Raw genomic sequence first — 15,740 nt, forward strand, 5'->3', positions numbered from 1 at the left:
CCCGGCACTCCGAAGGGTGCCGGGCCGCCGCCGTCGTCGTACGGAGGGGCGTCGGGTCAGCGCACGAAGACCCCCGCGTCCCCCGCCAGCTCCAGGAAGTACTGGGGTGCGACGCCCAGCACCACCGTGACGGCCACGCCGACCCCGATCGCCGTCATCGTCAGCGGTGACGGCACCGCGACGGTCGGGCCCTCGGGGCGCGGCTCGCTGAAGAACATCAGGACGATCACGCGGATGTAGAAGAACGCCGCGATGGCCGAGGAGACCACACCGACCACGACCAGCGGGGCCGCCCCGCCCTCCGCCGCCGCCTTGAACACGGCGAACTTGCCCGCGAAGCCGGAGGTCAGCGGGATGCCCGCGAAGGCCAGCAGGAACACCGCGAACACCGCCGCCACCAGCGGGGAGCGCCGGCCCAGACCCGCCCACTTCGACAGGTGCGTCGCCTCGCCGCCGGCGTCCCGGACCAGGGTGACCACCGCGAACGCGCCGATCGTCACGAACGAGTACGCCGCCAGGTAGAAGAGGACGGAGGAGACGCCCGACGGCGTGGCCGCGATGACGCCCGCGAGGATGAAGCCGGCGTGCGCGATCGACGAGTACGCCAGCAGCCGCTTGATGTCGGTCTGGGTGATCGCCACGATCGCACCGGCCAGCATGGTGACGATGGCGACGGCCCACATCACCGGCCGCCAGTCCCAGCGCAGCCCCGGCAGCACGACGTACAGGATCCGCAGCAGCGCGCCGAACGCGGCCACCTTGGTCGCCGCCGCCATGAAACCGGTGACCGGCGTCGGGGCGCCCTGGTAGACGTCGGGCGTCCACATGTGGAAGGGGACGGCGCCGACCTTGAACAGCAGGCCCATGACCAGCAGCGCGGAGCCGACCAGCAGCAGCGCGTCGTTGCCCATGGTGGCGGCGAGCGCCGGGTTGACGTCCGGGACCGTGCCGTCGACGACCTGCGCGATCGTGGCGTACGACATCGAGCCCGAGTAGCCGTACAGCAGGGCGATGCCGAACAGCGTGAACGCGGAGGCGAACGCGCCGAGCAGGAAGTACTTGACCGCCGCCTCCTGCGACATCAGCCGCTTGCGGCGGGCCAGCGCGCACAGCAGGTACAGCGGGAGGGAGAGGACCTCCAGCGCCACGAACAGCGTCAGCAGGTCGTTGGCCGCCGGGAAGACCAGCATGCCGGCGACCGCGAAGAGCAGCAGCGGGAACACCTCGGTGGTGGTGAAGCCGGCCTTGACGGCCTTCTTCTCGCTGTCGCTGCCGGGGACGGACGCGGCCTGCGCGGCGAAGGAGTCCACCCGGTTGCCGTGCGCCTCCGGGTCGAGCCGGCGCTCGGCGAAGGTGAACAGGCCGACCATCGCCGTCAGCAGGATCGTGCCCTGCAGGAACAGGGCCGGGCCGTCGACGGCGACGGCGCCCATCGCCGCGATGCCCGCCTTGGTCGTGCCGTAGCCGTCCGCGGCGAGCGCCACGACCGCGGCGAAGGCGGCGGCCAGCGCGACCACGGCGACGAACACCTGCGCGTGGTAGCGCGACTTGCGCGGTACGAACGCCTCGACCAGCACCCCGAGGACCGCCGCTCCGACGATGATCAGGGTGGGGGCGAGCTGTCCGTATTCGATCTTCGGCGCGTCGATCTTCGAGATCGGATCGGCCGCCGTTGTCCACAGGCTGTGGACGGCTGTTGCGCTCACTTGGCCGCCTCCACCTCGGGCCGGGGGTCCTTCTTCTGTACGTCGGACATGGTGTGCTCCACCGCCGGGTTCACGACGTCCGTGACGGGCTTGGGGTAGACGCCCAGGAAGACCAGCAGCACGACCAGCGGCGCCACCACGGCGATCTCCCGCACCCGCAGGTCGGGCATGGCGGAGACCTCGGGCTTCACCGGGCCGGTCATCGTCCGCTGGTACAGGACGAGGGTGTAGAGCGCGGCGAGGACGATGCCGAAGGTGGCGATGATGCCGATCACCGGGTAGCGGGTGAACGTGCCGACCAGGACCAGGAACTCACTGACGAAGGGCGCGAGCCCCGGCAGCGAGAGGGTCGCGAGCCCGCCGATCAGGAAGGTGCCGGCGAGCACCGGGGCGACCTTCTGCACCCCGCCGAAGTCGGCGATGAGCCGGGAGCCGCGCCGCGAGATCAGGAATCCGGCGATCAGCATCAGCACGGCGGTCGAGATGCCGTGGTTGACCATGTAGAGCGTCGCTCCGGACTGGCCCTGGCTGGTCATCGCGAAGATGCCCATGACGATGAAGCCGAAGTGCGAGATCGACGCGTACGCGATCAGCCGCTTGATGTCGCGCTGGCCGACCGCGAGCAGCGCGCCGTAGATGATGCTGATGACCGCCAGGACGAGGATGACCGGTGTCGCCCACGTGCTGGCCTCCGGGAACAGCCCGAGGCAGAAGCGGAGCATCGCGAAGGTGCCCACCTTGTCCACGACCGCCGTGATCAGCACGGCCACCGGGGCGGTGGACTCCTGCATGGCGTTGGGCAGCCAGGTGTGCAGCGGCCACAGCGGCGCCTTCACCGCGAAGGCGAAGAAGAAGCCGAGGAACAGCCAGCGCTCGGTGTCCGTCGCCATGTTCAGCTCGCCGCTGGCCCGTGCCTCGGCGATCTCGGTGAGCGAGAAGTTCCCGGCGACCACGTACAGCCCGATCACCGCGGCCAGCATGATCAGACCGCCGGCCAGGTTGTAGAGCAGGAACTTCACCGCCGCGTACGACCGCTGCGTCGCCGCCTTCTCCTCGCCGTGCTCGTGGGCGCGGTCCCCGAAGCCTCCGATCAGGAAGTACATCGGGATGAGCATGGCCTCGAAGAAGATGTAGAAGAGGAAGACGTCGGTGGCCTCGAAGGAGAGGATCACCATCGCCTCGACGGCCAGGATCAGGGCGAAGAAGCCCTGCGTCGGCCGCCACCTCCTGCTCCCCGTCTCCAGGGGGTCGGCGTCGTGCCAGCCCGCGAGGACGATGAACGGGATCAGCAGGGCGGTCAGCGCGATCAGCGCCACCGCGATGCCGTCCACGCCCAGCTCGTACCGGACCCCGAAGTCCGCGATCCAGGCGTGGGACTCGGTGAGCTGGTAGCGGTCGCCGTCCGGGTCGAACCGCACCAGGACGGTGATCGCCAGCACGAGCGTGGCGAGCGAGAACAGCAGGGCCAGCCACTTGGCGGCCGTGCGCTTCGCGGCCGGCACGGCGGCCGTGGCGATCGCCCCGAGGGCCGGGAGCGCCGCCGTCGCTGTCAGCAGAGGAAAGGACATCGGTATCAGACCGCCCTCATCAGCAGGGTCGCGGCGACCAGGACCGCCGCGCCGCCGAACATGGAGACCGCGTAGGACCGCGCGAAGCCGTTCTGCAGCCTGCGCATCCGTCCGGACAGGCCGCCCATGGAGGCCGCCGTGCCGTTGACGACCCCGTCGACCACGGTGTGGTCGACGTAGACCAGCGAGCGGGTGAGGTGCTCACCGCCGCGGACCAGGACCACGTGGTTGAAGTCGTCCTGGAACAGGTCGCGCCGGGCGGCCCGGGTGAGCAGCGACCCGCGCGGGGCGACGGCCGGCACCGGGCGGCGCCCGTACTGGGCCCAGGCGATCGCCACGCCGACGACCATCACCGCGACCGTGGCGGCGGTCACCGTCATCGCGCTGATCGGCGCGTGACCGTGGTCGTGCCCGGTGACGGGCTCCAGCCAGTGCAGGAAGCGGTCGCCGAGGCTGAAGAAGGCACCGCCCGCGACCGACCCGACGGCCAGCACGATCATCGGGATCGTCATGGTCTTCGGGGACTCGTGCGGGTGCGGCGGCTCGTGGGCGCCGCGGGTCTCGGCGGCGGGCTCCACGTCCGGCGCCGCCGGGGACGGCGTCGGCGCGTTGCGCCAGCGCTCCTCGCCGAAGAACGTCATCAGCATCACGCGCGTCATGTAGTACGCGGTGATCGCCGCGCCCAGCAGGGCGCAGGCGCCGAGGATCCAGCCCTCGGTGCCGCCCTTGGCGAACGCCGACTCGATGATCTTGTCCTTGGAGAAGAAGCCGGACAGGCCCGGGAAACCGATGATGGCGAGGTAGCCGAGGCCGAAGGTGACGAACGTGACCGGCATGTACTTCCTGAGGCCGCCGTAGCGGCGCATGTCGACCTCGTCGTTCATGCCGTGCATCACCGAGCCGGCGCCGAGGAACAGCCCGGCCTTGAAGAAGCCGTGCGTCACCAGGTGCATGATCGCGAAGACGTAGCCGATGGGGCCGAGGCCGGCGGCGAGCACCATGTAGCCGATCTGCGACATGGTCGAGCCGGCCAGCGCCTTCTTGATGTCGTCCTTCGCGCAACCGACGATCGCACCGAACAGCAGCGTGACCGCGCCGACGATGGTGACGACCAGCTGGGCGTCCGGGGCGCCGTTGAAGACGGCCGCGGAGCGGACGATCAGGTAGACGCCCGCCGTCACCATGGTCGCCGCGTGGATCAGGGCCGAGACGGGCGTCGGGCCCTCCATCGCGTCCCCGAGCCAGGACTGCAGCGGCACCTGGGCGGACTTGCCGCAGGCGGCGAGCAGCAGCATCAGCGCGATCGCGGTGAGCTTGCCCTCGCCGGCCTGCCCGGCCAGACCGGGCTCCTCCAGGGTGCCGAGCACCGGCCCGAAGGCGAAGGTGCCGAACCACAGGAACATCAGCATGATCGCGATGGACAGGCCCATGTCGCCGACGCGGTTGACCAGGAAGGCCTTCTTCGCCGCCGTCGCCGCGCCGGGCTTGTGCTGCCAGAAGCCGATCAGCAGGTAGGAGGCGAGGCCGACGCCCTCCCAGCCGACGTACAGCAGCAGGTAGTTGTCGGCGAGGACGAGGATCAGCATCGCCGCGAGGAACAGGTTCAGGTAGCCGAAGAAGCGGCGGCGCCGCTCGTCGTGCTCCATGTACCCGATGGAGTACAGGTGGATCAGCGAGCCGACGCCGGTGATCAGCAGGACGAACGTCATCGACAGCTGGTCGAGCCGGAAGGCGACGTCGGCCTGGAAGCCCTCCACCGGGATCCAGCTGAACAGGTGCTGCACGACGGTGCGTTCCCCGGCGCCCTTGCCCAGCAGGTCGGTGAACAGCACCAGGCCGAGCACGAAGGAGACGGCCGCGAGCAGCGTGCCGATCCAGTGGCCGACGGCGTCCAGCCGGCGTCCGCCGCACAGCAGGACCACCGCTCCGAGCAGGGGCGCCGCCACCAGCAGCGCAATCAGGTTCTCCACGATTCAGCAGCCCCTCACAGCTTCATCAGGCTGGCGTCGTCGACCGAGGCCGAGTGGCGGGAACGGAACAGGGACACGATGATCGCCAGCCCGACCACGACCTCCGCGGCGGCGACGACCATCGTGAAGAAGGCGATGATCTGGCCGTCGAGGTTGCCGTGCATCCGGGAGAAGGCGACGAACGCGAGGTTGCAGGCGTTGAGCATGAGCTCGACGCACATGAAGACGACGATCGCGTTGCGCCTGATCAGTACGCCGGTGGCGCCGATCGTGAACAGCAGCGCGGCCAGGTACAGGTAGTTGACCGGATTCACTTCGACGCCTCCTCGGCCCGCTTGAAGGTCGGCGCGTCGATCGCGGTGCGCTCCAGACGCTCCTGGGCCCGCTGCTCCATCGCCCGCAGGTCGTTGATCGCCTCCTGCGACACGTCGCGGATCTGCCCGCGCTCCCGCAGCGTCTTGCTGACGGTGAGCTCCGACGGGGTGCCGTCGGGCAGCAGGCCCGCGATGTCCACGGCGTTGTGCCGGGCGTACACCCCCGGCGCCGGCAGCGGCGGCAGGTGCTTGCCCTCGCGGACGCGCTGTTCGGCCAGCTCCCGCTGCGTCCTGGCGCGCTCGGTGCGCTCCCGGTGGGTGAGCACCATGGCGCCGACGGCGGCCGTGATGAGCAGGGCGCCGGTGATCTCGAAGGCGAAGACGTACTTGGTGAAGAGGAGGGCGGCGAGGCCCTCCACGTTGCCGCCCGCGTTGGCCTCGCCGATGCCGTTGAACTCGCTGAGCGAGGCGTTCCCGATCCCGCCGACCAGCAGGACGCCGAAGCCGAGCCCGCACAGCAGGGCCAGCCAGCGCTGGCCCTTGATGGTCTCCTTCAGGGAGTCCGCCGCGGTGACGCCGACCAGCATCACCACGAACAGGAACAGCATCATGATCGCGCCGGTGTAGACGACGATCTGGACGACGCCCAGGAAGTAGGCCCCGTTGGCCAGGTAGAACACCGCCAGGATGATCATGGTGCCGGCGAGGCAGAGCGCGCTGTGCACGGCCCGCCGCATGAAGACGGTGCACAGGGCGCCGATCACGGCGACCGTGCCGAGGATCCAGAACTGGACGGCCTCTCCGGTGGAGGTGGAGTAGGCGGCGAGCTGTCCGGTCATCGCCCGATCACCTTCTCCGACGCCGGCTCCTCGGGCCCGAAGGTCGAGTCGGCCTCCTGCACCACCTCGCCCTCGGAGTGGGCGGTCTGCCGCTCCGTGCCGGGCGCGGCCTCGGTCACCAGGCCCCGGTAGTAGTCCTGTTCGTCGGTGCCCGGGTACATGGCGTGCGGGGAGTCGACCATGCCCTCCTCCAGACCGGCGAGCAGCTGCTCCTTGGTGTAGATGAGGTCGGCGCGGCTGGAGTCGGCCAGCTCGAACTCGTTGGTCATCGTCAGCGCCCGCGTGGGGCACGCCTCGATGCACAGCCCGCACAGGATGCAGCGGGCGTAGTTGATCTGGTAGACGCGGCCGTACCGCTCGCCGGGCGAGTAGCGCTCCTCCTCGGTGTTGTCCGCGCCCTCGACGTAGATCGCGTCGGCGGGGCAGGCCCAGGCGCACAGCTCGCAGCCGACGCACTTCTCCAGGCCGTCCGGATGGCGGTTGAGCTGGTGCCGTCCGTGGAAACGCGGAGCGGTGGTCTTCTGCTGCTCCGGGTACTGCTCGGTCAGCCGCTTCTTGAACATGGCCTTGAAGGTCACGCCGAAGCCGGCCACGGGGTTCAGGAAACCGGGTGCGGTCTCCTTGGGCTCCTCAGCCATCGGACGCCTCCTTTCCATCCGTGGATCCGCCCAGAGGTCCGTCACTCTGAGTATCGGGGGCACCACTGACAATCAGCTCCCGCTCCCGGCGCGGGCGGCGCCGCGGCACCGGCGGCACCTCCTGCCCCGGCAGCGGCGGTACGGGGAATCCGCCCGCCGTGGGGTCGAAGGCGGGCGGGCCCTCGGCGGGCCGCCCGGCCTCCTCCCCCTTGCCGCGGAACAGGTCGGCGACGAAGGACAGCAGCAGGAGGGCGAGGACGGCGCCTCCGACGTAGAGGGCGATGTCGCTGAAGTCGTAGCCCTCGTTCCGCAGCGCCCGCACGGTGGCGACGAGCATCAGCCACACCAGGGCGACCGGGATGAGGACCTTCCAGCCGAGCTTCATCAGCTGGTCGTAGCGGACCCGCGGGAGCGTGCCGCGCAGCCACACGAAGCCGAACAGCAGGGTCAGCAGCTTGCCGGTGAACCAGAGCATCGGCCACCAGCCGTGGTTCGCGCCCTCCCAGAAGGTGCTGATGGGCCACGGGGCCCGCCAGCCGCCCAGGAAGAGGGTCACGGCGACGGCCGAGACGGTCACCATGTTGATGTACTCGGCGAGCATGAACATCGCGAACTTGATCGACGAGTACTCGGTGTTGAAGCCGCCGACCAGGTCGCCCTCGGACTCCGGCATGTCGAAGGGGGCGCGGTTGGTCTCGCCGACCATCGTCACGATGTAGATGAGGAAGGAGACCGGCAGCAGCAGGACGTACCAGCGGTCGGTCTGCGCCTCGACGATCGTCGACGTCGACATCGACCCCGAGTAGAGGAAGACGGAGGCGAACGCCGCGCCCATGGCGATCTCGTACGAGATCATCTGCGCGCAGGAGCGCAGGCCGCCCAGCAGCGGGTAGGTGGAGCCGGAGCTCCAGCCCGCCAGGACGATGCCGTAGATGCCGACCGAGGCGACCGCGAGGATGTACAGCATCGCGATCGGCAGGTCGGTCAGCTGCATGGTGGTGCGCTGGCCGAAGATCGAGATCTCGTTGCCGGCCGGGCCGAAGGGGATCACCGCGAACGCCATGAAGGCGGGGATCGCCGCGACGATCGGTGCGAGGACGTAGACGGCCTTGTCCGCGCGCTTGACGACGACGTCTTCCTTGAGCATCAGCTTCACGCCGTCGGCGAGCGACTGGAGCATGCCCCAGGGGCCGTGCCGGTTGGGGCCGATGCGCAGCTGCATCCAGGCGACGACCTTGCGCTCCATGACGATGGAGATCAGCACGGTCACCATCAGGAAGGCGAAGCAGAAGACCGCCTTGAGGGCGATCAGCCACCAGGGATCGCGGCCGAACATCGAGAGGTCTTCAGCGGCGAGGTACGGGCTCATGCCTCCACCTCCACGGGGGCCTCGCCGGCGGGGGCCGCCGGGCCGATACGGACGAGTGAGCCGGGCAGGGCCCCGGTGCCGGAGGCGACGCCGCCGCCGACGGAGTTCAGCGGGAGCCACACCACGCGGTCGGGCATCTCGGTGACGGCCAACGGCAGTTCGACCGTCCCCTCGGTGCCGGTCACCGCGAGCAGGCCGCCGTCCTCGACGCCGGCCTCGGCGGCCGTGGCGGCCGACACGCGCGCGCGGGCGGCGTGCCGGGTGCCGGCGAGCGCCTCGTCGCCGCGTTGCAGGAGGCCGTGGTCGAGCAGCAGCCGGTGCCCGGCGAGCACGGCCTCCCCGGCGGCCGGCCGGGGCAGCGCGCCCGCGGTCTCCAGCGGGTCGGTGGCCCGGGGGCCGTCCCAGGCGCCGAGCCGGTCGAGCTCCGCGCGGATCGTGCGCAGGTCCGGCAGCCCCAGGTGGACGTCCATGGCGTCGGCCAGCATCTGCAGCACGCGCGCGTCGGTGGGCGCGAGCCGCCGGGTCATCTGGTCGGGCTTGAGCGCCGCCTCGAACAGGCGGACCCTGCCCTCCCAGTTGAGGAAGGTGCCGGCCTTCTCCGCGACCGCGGCGACCGGCAGGACGACGTCGGCGAGTGCGGTGACCTCGCTGGGCCGCAGCTCCAGCGAGACCACGAACCCGGCCTCGGCGAGTGCGGCGCGTGCGCGGGCCGGATCGGGCAGGTCGGCGATCTCCACGCCCGCGACCAGCAGCGCCTGGAGCTCGCCGCGCACCGCCGCCTCGACGATCTGTCCGGTGTCGCGGCCGTAGCGGTGGGGCAGTTCGGCCAGCCCCCAGAGGGCGGCGACCTCCGCGCGTGCGCGCGGGTCGGTCGACGGACGGCCGCCGGGCAGCAGCGCCGGCAGCGCACCCGCCTCCACCGCGCCGCGCTCCCCGGCCCGGCGCGGGATCCACACCAGCCGGGCCCCGGTCGCGGCGGCGAACCGGACGGCCGCGGTCAGGCCGCCCCGTACGGCGGCCAGCCGCTCGCCGACGACGACGACCGCGCCCTCGCCCCGCAGCGCCTCGGCGGCCCTGGCCCCGTCGCCCTCCAGGCCGACGCCGCCCGCCAGGGCGTCCAGCCACTCGGTCTCGGTGCCGGGGGCGGCCGGCAGCAGCGTGCCGCCGGCCTTCTCGAGCCCCCGCGTGGCGTGCGTGGCCAGGGCGAAGGTCCGCTGTCCGTGCTTGCGCCAGGCCTTGCGCAGCCGCAGGAAGACGCCGGGCGCCTCCTCCTCTGACTCGAAGCCGACCAGCAGGACCGCGGGCGCCTTCTCCAGGGAGGAGTACGTGACGCCCGTGCCGTCGAGGTCACGGCCGCGGCCGGCGACCCGCGCGGCGAGGAAGTCGGCCTCCTCGGCGCTGTGCACGCGCGCGCGGAAGTCGATGTCGTTGGTGGCGAGCGCCACCCGCGCGAACTTGCTGTACGCGTAGGCGTCCTCGACGGTGAGCCGGCCGCCGGTCAGGACGCCGGTGCGGCCGCGCGAGGCCAGCAGGCCCTGCGCCGCGATCCGCAGCGCGTCCGGCCAGGACGCCGGCTCCAGCTCGCCCTCCGGGTTGCGCACCAGCGGCGTGTCGAGGCGGTCCCTCAGCTGCGCGTACCGGAACGCGAAGCGTCCCTTGTCGCAGATCCACTCCTCGTTGACCTCGGGGTCGTGGGCGGCGAGCCGCCGCATGACCTTGCCGCGCCGGTGGTCGGTGCGGGTGGCGCAGCCGCCGGAGCAGTGCTCGCACACCGACGGCGACGAGATCAGGTCGAAGGGCCGGGAGCGGAACCGGTACGCCGCCGAGGTGAGCGCGCCGACCGGGCAGATCTGGATGGTGTTGCCGGAGAAGTACGACTCGAAGGGGTCGCCCTCGCCGGTGCCGACCTGCTGGAGCGCGCCCCGCTCGATCAGCTCGATCATCGGGTCGCCGGCGACCTGGTTGGAGAACCGGGTGCAGCGGGCGCACAGCACGCACCGCTCGCGGTCGAGCAGCACCTGGGTGGAGATCGGGACGGGCTTCTCGTAGGTGCGCTTCCTGCCCTCGAAGCGGGACTCGGCGTTGCCGTGCGACATCGCCTGGTTCTGCAGCGGGCACTCGCCGCCCTTGTCGCAGACCGGGCAGTCCAGCGGGTGGTTGATGAGCAGCAGCTCCATCACGCCCTTCTGGGCCTTCTCCGCGACCGGCGAGGAGAGCTGGGTCTTCACCACCATCCCGTCGGTGCAGGTGATGGTGCAGGACGCCATGGGCTTGCGCTGGCCCTCGACCTCGACGATGCACTGGCGGCAGGCGCCCGCCGGGTCGAGGAGCGGGTGGTCGCAGAAGCGGGGGATCTCGATGCCGAGCTGCTCGGCGGCCCGGATGACCAGGGTGCCCTTGGGCACGCTGATCTCGGCGCCGTCGATGGTCAGCGTCACGAGGTCCTCGGGCGGGACCGCGGCTTCTCCCCCGCCGGAGGGAGCGCTGGTGGTCACAGTCATGCGTTCACCTCCGTGCGGTGGTCGGCCCAGGCCGTCGACTTCGCGGGGTCGAAGGGGCAGCCGCGGCCCGTGATGTGCTGCTCGTACTCCTCGCGGAAGTACTTCAGCGAGGAGAAGATCGGCGAGGCGGCGCCGTCGCCGAGGGCGCAGAAGGACTTGCCGTTGATGTTGTCGGCGATGTCGTTCAGCTTGTCGAGGTCGGCCATCCGCCCCTTGCCGGCCTCGATGTCCCGCATCAGCTGGACCAGCCAGTACGTCCCCTCGCGGCAGGGCGTGCACTTGCCGCAGGACTCGTGGGCGTAGAACTCGGTCCAGCGGGTGACGGCGCGGACGACGCAGGTGGTCTCGTCGAAGCACTGCAGGGCCTTCGTGCCGAGCATGGAACCGGCGGCGCCCACCCCCTCGTAGTCGAGGGGGACGTCGAGGTGCTCGTCGGTGAACATCGGCGTCGAGGAGCCGCCGGGCGTCCAGAACTTCAGCCGGTGGCCCGGGCGCATCCCGCCGCTCATCTCCAGCAGCTGGCGCAGCGTGATGCCGAGGGGCGCCTCGTACTGTCCGGGGTTGGCGACGTGGCCGCTGAGGGAGTAGAGCGTGAAGCCGGGGGACTTCTCGCTGCCCATCGAGCGGAACCACTCCTTGCCCCGGTTCATGATGGCGGGGACCGAGGCGATCGACTCGACGTTGTTCACCACGGTCGGGCAGGCGTAGAGGCCCGCGACGGCGGGGAAGGGGGGACGGAGCCGCGGCTGTCCCCGGCGGCCCTCGAGCGAGTCGAGCAGTGCGGTCTCCTCACCGCAGATGTACGCGCCCGCGCCCGCGTGCACGGTGAGTTCGAGGTCGAGTCCGCTGCCCAGGATGTTCTCGCCGAGGAAGCCGGCCGCGTAGGCCTCGCGCACGGCCGCGTGCAGCCGCCGCAGCACGGGGACGACCTCACCGCGCAGGTAGATGAAGGCGTGGGACGACCTGATGGCGTGGCACGCGATGACGATGCCCTCGATGAGGCTGTGCGGGTTCGCGAAGAGGAGCGGGATGTCCTTGCACGTTCCGGGCTCCGACTCGTCGGCGTTGACCACCAGGTAGTGGGGCTTGCCGTCGCCCTGGGGAATGAACTGCCACTTCATCCCCGTCGGGAAGCCGGCGCCGCCGCGTCCGCGCAGACCGGACTCCTTGACGTACGCGATGACGTCGTCCGGCGACATGGCGAGCGCCTTGCGCAGCCCCTCGTACCCCTCGTGCCTCCTGTAGACGTCCAGCGTCCAGGACGCGTCCTCGTCCCAGAAGGCCGACAGCACGGGTGCGAGCAGCTTCTCCGGGCTCATGTCCTTGAGTTCGGCGGCCAAGGTCATCACTCCCCCTCCTCGGCGACGGGACCCGAGGAGTGCTCGGGGTCGGAGGCCGATGTGTCCTGCGGCGCGTCGTGGGAGCTGAGGTGCTCGGCGGGCGACGGCTCGTGCGGCGGGGTGTCCCGGGGCGCCCCGCCGCGCGGGTGCACCACGCGCGCGGGCGCGGCCTCCCCCTTGGCCAGCTTCAGGCCGACCAGCGAGGCGGGCCCCGCGCTGCCGGTGGCCTCGACGGCCCCCTCCCGCTCGTCGGGGAAGCCGGCCAGGATGCGGGCGGTCTCCTTGAAGGTGCACAGGGGCGCCCCGCGGGTGGGCGCGACCGGACGGCCGGCGCGCAGGTCGTCGACCATGCGCTTGGCGCTCTCGGGGGTCTGGTTGTCGAAGAACTCCCAGTTCACCATCACCACGGGCGCGAAGTCGCAGGCCGCGTTGCACTCGATGTGCTCCAGGGTGACCTTGCCGTCGTCGGTGGTCTCGCCGTTGCCGACGCCCAGGTGCTCCTGGAGCTCCTCGAAGATCGCGTCGCCGCCCATCACGGCGCACAGGGTGTTGGTGCACACCCCGACCTGGTAGTCGCCGCTCGGCTTGCGCCGGTACATGGTGTAGAAGGTGGCGACCGCGGTCACCTCGGCCGTGGTCAGGCCCAGCATCTCCGCGCAGAACCGCATCCCGGTCCGCGTGACGTGGCCCTCCTCCGACTGCACCAGGTGCAGCAGCGGCAGGAGGGCGGACCGCGAGTCCGGGTAGCGGGCGATGACCGCGCGCGCGTCGGTCTCCAGCCGGGCCCGGACGTCGTCCGGGTAGGCGGGTGCGGGCAGTTCCGGCATGCCCAGGCTGACGCCCCGCTCGGAAGAAGAGGTGGTCACCGGTCGACGCCTCCCATCACGGGGTCGATGGACGCGACGGCGACGATGACGTCGGCGACCTGGCCGCCCTCGCACATCGCCGCCATGGCCTGCAGGTTGGTGAAGGACGGGTCGCGGAAGTGGACCCGGTAGGGGCGGGTGCCGCCGTCGGAGACGACGTGCGCGCCGAGCTCGCCCTTGGGCGACTCGACCGCCGCGTACGCCTGTCCCGGCGGGACCCGGAAGCCCTCGGTGACCAGCTTGAAGTGGTGGATCAGGGCCTCCATGGAGGTGCCCATGATCTTCTTGATGTGGTCGAGGGAGTTGCCCAGTCCGTCCGGTCCCAGGGCGAGCTGGGCGGGCCAGGCGATCTTCTTGTCGGCGACCATGACCGGGCCGGGCTCCAGCCGGTCCAGGCACTGCTCGACGATGCGCAGCGACTGGCGCATCTCCTCCAGCCGGATCAGGAAGCGGCCGTAGGAGTCGCAGGTGTCGGCGGTCGGGATCTCGAAGTCGTAGGTCTCGTACCCGCAGTACGGCTGTGCCTTGCGCAGGTCGTGCGGCAGGCCGGTGGAGCGCAGGATCGGGCCGGTGGCGCCGAGGGCCATGCAGCCGGCCAGGTCCAGGTAGCCGACGTCCTGCATGCGGGCCTTGAAGATGGGGTTCCCGGTGGCGAGCTTGTCGTACTCCGGGAGGTTCTTCCGCATCGTCTTCACGAACTCGCGGATCCGGTCCACCGCGCCGGGCGGCAGGTCCTGGGCGAGTCCGCCGGGGCGGATGTACGCGTGGTTCATCCTCAGCCCGGTGATGAGCTCGTAGAGGTCGAGAATGAGTTCACGATCACGGAATCCGTAGATCATGATCGTGGTGGCGCCGAGCTCCATGCCGCCGGTGGCGATGCACACCAGGTGGGAGGAGAGCCGGTTCAGTTCCATCAGGAGCACCCTGATGACCGAGGCGCGGTCGGGCACCTGGTCCTCGATGCCGAGCAGCTTCTCGACCGCGAGGCAGTACGCCGTCTCGTTGAAGAACGACGTCAGGTAGTCCATGCGCGTCACGAAGGTGGTGCCCTGGGTCCACGTCCGGTACTCGAGGTTCTTCTCGATGCCGGTGTGGAGGTAGCCGATGCCGCAGCGGGCCTCGGTGACCGTCTCGCCGTCGATCTCCAGGATCAGCCGGAGCACCCCGTGGGTGGACGGGTGCTGCGGTCCCATGTTGACGACGATCCGCTCGTCGTCGGCGCGGGCCGCGGTCTCGACGACCTCGTCCCAGTCGCCGCCGGTGACGGTGTAGACGGTTCCCTCGGTGGTCTCGCGTGCCGAGGCGGCGGATGCGTGCGACGTGCTCATGAGTACGACCTCCGCTGGTCCGGAGCCGGGATCTGGGCGCCCTTGTACTCGACGGGGATGCCGCCGAGGGGATAGTCCTTGCGCTGCGGATGGCCCTGCCAGTCGTCCGGCATCATGATCCGCGTCAGGGCCGGGTGACCGTCGAAGACGATGCCGAAGAAGTCGTACGCCTCGCGCTCGTGCCAGTCGTTCGTCGGGTAGACGGAGAACAGCGACGGGATGTGCGGGTCGCTGTCGGGGGCGCTGACCTCGAGGCGGATCAGCCGGTTGTGGGTGATCGAGCGCAGGTGGTAGACGGCGTGCAGCTCGCGGCCCTTGTCGTTCGGGTAGTGCACGCCGCTGACGCCGGTGCACAGCTCGAAGCGCAGGGCGGGGTCGTCGCGCAGGGTCCTCGCGACCCGGACCAGGTGCTCGCGCTCGATGTGGAAGGTGAGTTCGCCGCGGTCGACGACCGTCTTCTCGATGGCGTTCTCCGGGAGCAGGTCCTGCTCCTCCAGCGCGCCCTCCAGCTCGTCGGCGACCTCGTCGAACCACCCGCCGTAGGGGCGGGCCGCCGGCCCCGGGAGCCGGACCGAGCGGACCAGTCCGCCGTAGCCGGAGGTGTCGCCGCCGTTGTTGGCGCCGAACATGCCGCGCTGGACCCGGACCTCCTCGCCACCCTGTCCGCGCTGGCCGGGGAGGTTCTCCGCGGAGAGCTCCTTCTCGGGGTTCACCCCGTCCGCCCCGCCCGCGCCGTTCGCGTCGCTCATCGCAGCAGCCCCTTCATCTCGATCGTGGGCAGGGCCTTGAGCGCCGCCTCCTCCGCCTCGCGGGCCGCCTCCTCGGCGTTCACGCCGAGCTTGGAGGTCTGGATCTTCTGGTGGAGCTTGAGGATGGCGTCCATCAGCATCTCGGGGCGGGGCGGGCAGCCGGGGAGGTAGATGTCGACCGGGACGATGTGGTCGACGCCCTGCACGATCGCGTAGTTGTTGAACATGCCGCCCGAGGAGGCGCAGACCCCCATGGAGATCACCCACTTGGGGTTCGGCATCTGGTCGTAGACCTGCCGGAGCACCGGCGCCATCTTCTGGCTGACCCGCCCGGCGACGATCATGAGGTCCGCCTGCCGCGGCGATCCGCGGAAGACCTCCATGCCGAAGCGCGCCAGGTCGTAGCGGCCGGCGCCGGTGGTCATCATCTCGATGGCACAGCAGGCGAGGCCGAACGTGGCGGGGAAGACGGACGACTTGCGCACCCAGCCCGCGGCCTGCTCGACGGTGGTCAGCAGGAATCCGCTCGGCAGCTTTTCTTCGAGTCCCATG

General features: G+C 70.7%; 13 protein-coding genes. All 13 read right to left on the bottom strand.

All coding sequences use genetic code 11. The features are described 5' to 3' along the window. Positions 1–56: 56 nt before the first annotated feature. The 13 genes from nuoN to ABTY20_RS09800 are packed head-to-tail and all read right to left on the bottom strand — an operon-like array spanning position 57 to position 15,739. The gene (gene nuoN / locus ABTY20_RS09740; RefSeq protein WP_351996439.1) at positions 57–1,706 is read right to left on the bottom strand and encodes an NADH-quinone oxidoreductase subunit NuoN; all 1,650 of its coding nucleotides are present in this window, start codon (positions 1,704–1,706) and stop codon (positions 57–59) included. After that, the gene (locus ABTY20_RS09745) at positions 1,703–3,274 is read right to left on the bottom strand and encodes an NADH-quinone oxidoreductase subunit M (protein ID WP_351996440.1); all 1,572 of its coding nucleotides are present in this window, start codon (positions 3,272–3,274) and stop codon (positions 1,703–1,705) included. Before ABTY20_RS09745 ends, nuoN begins: the two co-directional genes overlap by 4 nt. Positions 3,275–3,279: 5 nt before the next feature. Beyond that, positions 3,280–5,244, bottom strand: a complete 1,965-nt coding sequence (gene nuoL, locus ABTY20_RS09750; RefSeq protein WP_351996441.1) for an NADH-quinone oxidoreductase subunit L — start codon at positions 5,242–5,244, stop codon at positions 3,280–3,282. A gap of 14 nt (positions 5,245–5,258) precedes the next feature. Beyond that, on the bottom strand, positions 5,259–5,558 hold the full coding sequence (gene nuoK / locus ABTY20_RS09755; protein ID WP_004927567.1) for an NADH-quinone oxidoreductase subunit NuoK: 300 nt from the start codon (positions 5,556–5,558) through the stop codon (positions 5,259–5,261). Further along, positions 5,555–6,397, bottom strand: a complete 843-nt coding sequence (locus tag ABTY20_RS09760) for an NADH-quinone oxidoreductase subunit J (RefSeq protein WP_351996442.1) — start codon at positions 6,395–6,397, stop codon at positions 5,555–5,557. Before ABTY20_RS09760 ends, nuoK begins: the two co-directional genes overlap by 4 nt. Then, positions 6,394–7,035: an NADH-quinone oxidoreductase subunit NuoI gene (nuoI, locus tag ABTY20_RS09765; RefSeq protein ID WP_351996443.1), complete on the bottom strand. Its 642-nt coding sequence runs from the start codon at positions 7,033–7,035 to the stop codon at positions 6,394–6,396. The genes ABTY20_RS09760 and nuoI overlap by 4 nt, the downstream gene beginning before the upstream one ends. Continuing rightward, positions 7,028–8,404 carry an NADH-quinone oxidoreductase subunit NuoH gene (gene nuoH / locus ABTY20_RS09770; RefSeq protein WP_351996444.1) on the bottom strand — a complete coding sequence of 459 codons (1,377 nt, stop codon included), beginning with the start codon at positions 8,402–8,404 and terminating at the stop codon, positions 7,028–7,030. The genes nuoI and nuoH overlap by 8 nt, the downstream gene beginning before the upstream one ends. Beyond that, a complete protein-coding gene (locus ABTY20_RS09775; RefSeq protein WP_351996445.1) occupies positions 8,401–10,905 on the bottom strand; it encodes an NADH-quinone oxidoreductase subunit G in 2,505 nt (834 codons plus the stop codon). Before ABTY20_RS09775 ends, nuoH begins: the two co-directional genes overlap by 4 nt. Then, positions 10,902–12,254, bottom strand: a complete 1,353-nt coding sequence (nuoF, locus tag ABTY20_RS09780) for an NADH-quinone oxidoreductase subunit NuoF (RefSeq protein ID WP_351996446.1) — start codon at positions 12,252–12,254, stop codon at positions 10,902–10,904. The genes ABTY20_RS09775 and nuoF overlap by 4 nt, the downstream gene beginning before the upstream one ends. Beyond that, positions 12,251–13,111: an NADH-quinone oxidoreductase subunit NuoE gene (gene nuoE / locus ABTY20_RS09785; protein WP_351996447.1), complete on the bottom strand. Its 861-nt coding sequence runs from the start codon at positions 13,109–13,111 to the stop codon at positions 12,251–12,253. The genes nuoF and nuoE overlap by 4 nt, the downstream gene beginning before the upstream one ends. Further along, positions 13,108–14,439: an NADH-quinone oxidoreductase subunit D gene (locus ABTY20_RS09790; RefSeq protein WP_351996448.1), complete on the bottom strand. Its 1,332-nt coding sequence runs from the start codon at positions 14,437–14,439 to the stop codon at positions 13,108–13,110. The genes nuoE and ABTY20_RS09790 overlap by 4 nt, the downstream gene beginning before the upstream one ends. After that, positions 14,436–15,188, bottom strand: a complete 753-nt coding sequence (locus ABTY20_RS09795; RefSeq protein ID WP_351996449.1) for an NADH-quinone oxidoreductase subunit C — start codon at positions 15,186–15,188, stop codon at positions 14,436–14,438. The genes ABTY20_RS09790 and ABTY20_RS09795 overlap by 4 nt, the downstream gene beginning before the upstream one ends. Beyond that, positions 15,185–15,739: a NuoB/complex I 20 kDa subunit family protein gene (locus ABTY20_RS09800; RefSeq protein WP_010041554.1), complete on the bottom strand. Its 555-nt coding sequence runs from the start codon at positions 15,737–15,739 to the stop codon at positions 15,185–15,187. The genes ABTY20_RS09795 and ABTY20_RS09800 overlap by 4 nt, the downstream gene beginning before the upstream one ends. Position 15,740: the final 1 nt, after the last annotated feature.

Source organism: Streptomyces sp. NPDC126497 (genome assembly GCF_040302425.1).
GTDB lineage: Bacteria > Actinomycetota > Actinomycetes > Streptomycetales > Streptomycetaceae > Streptomyces.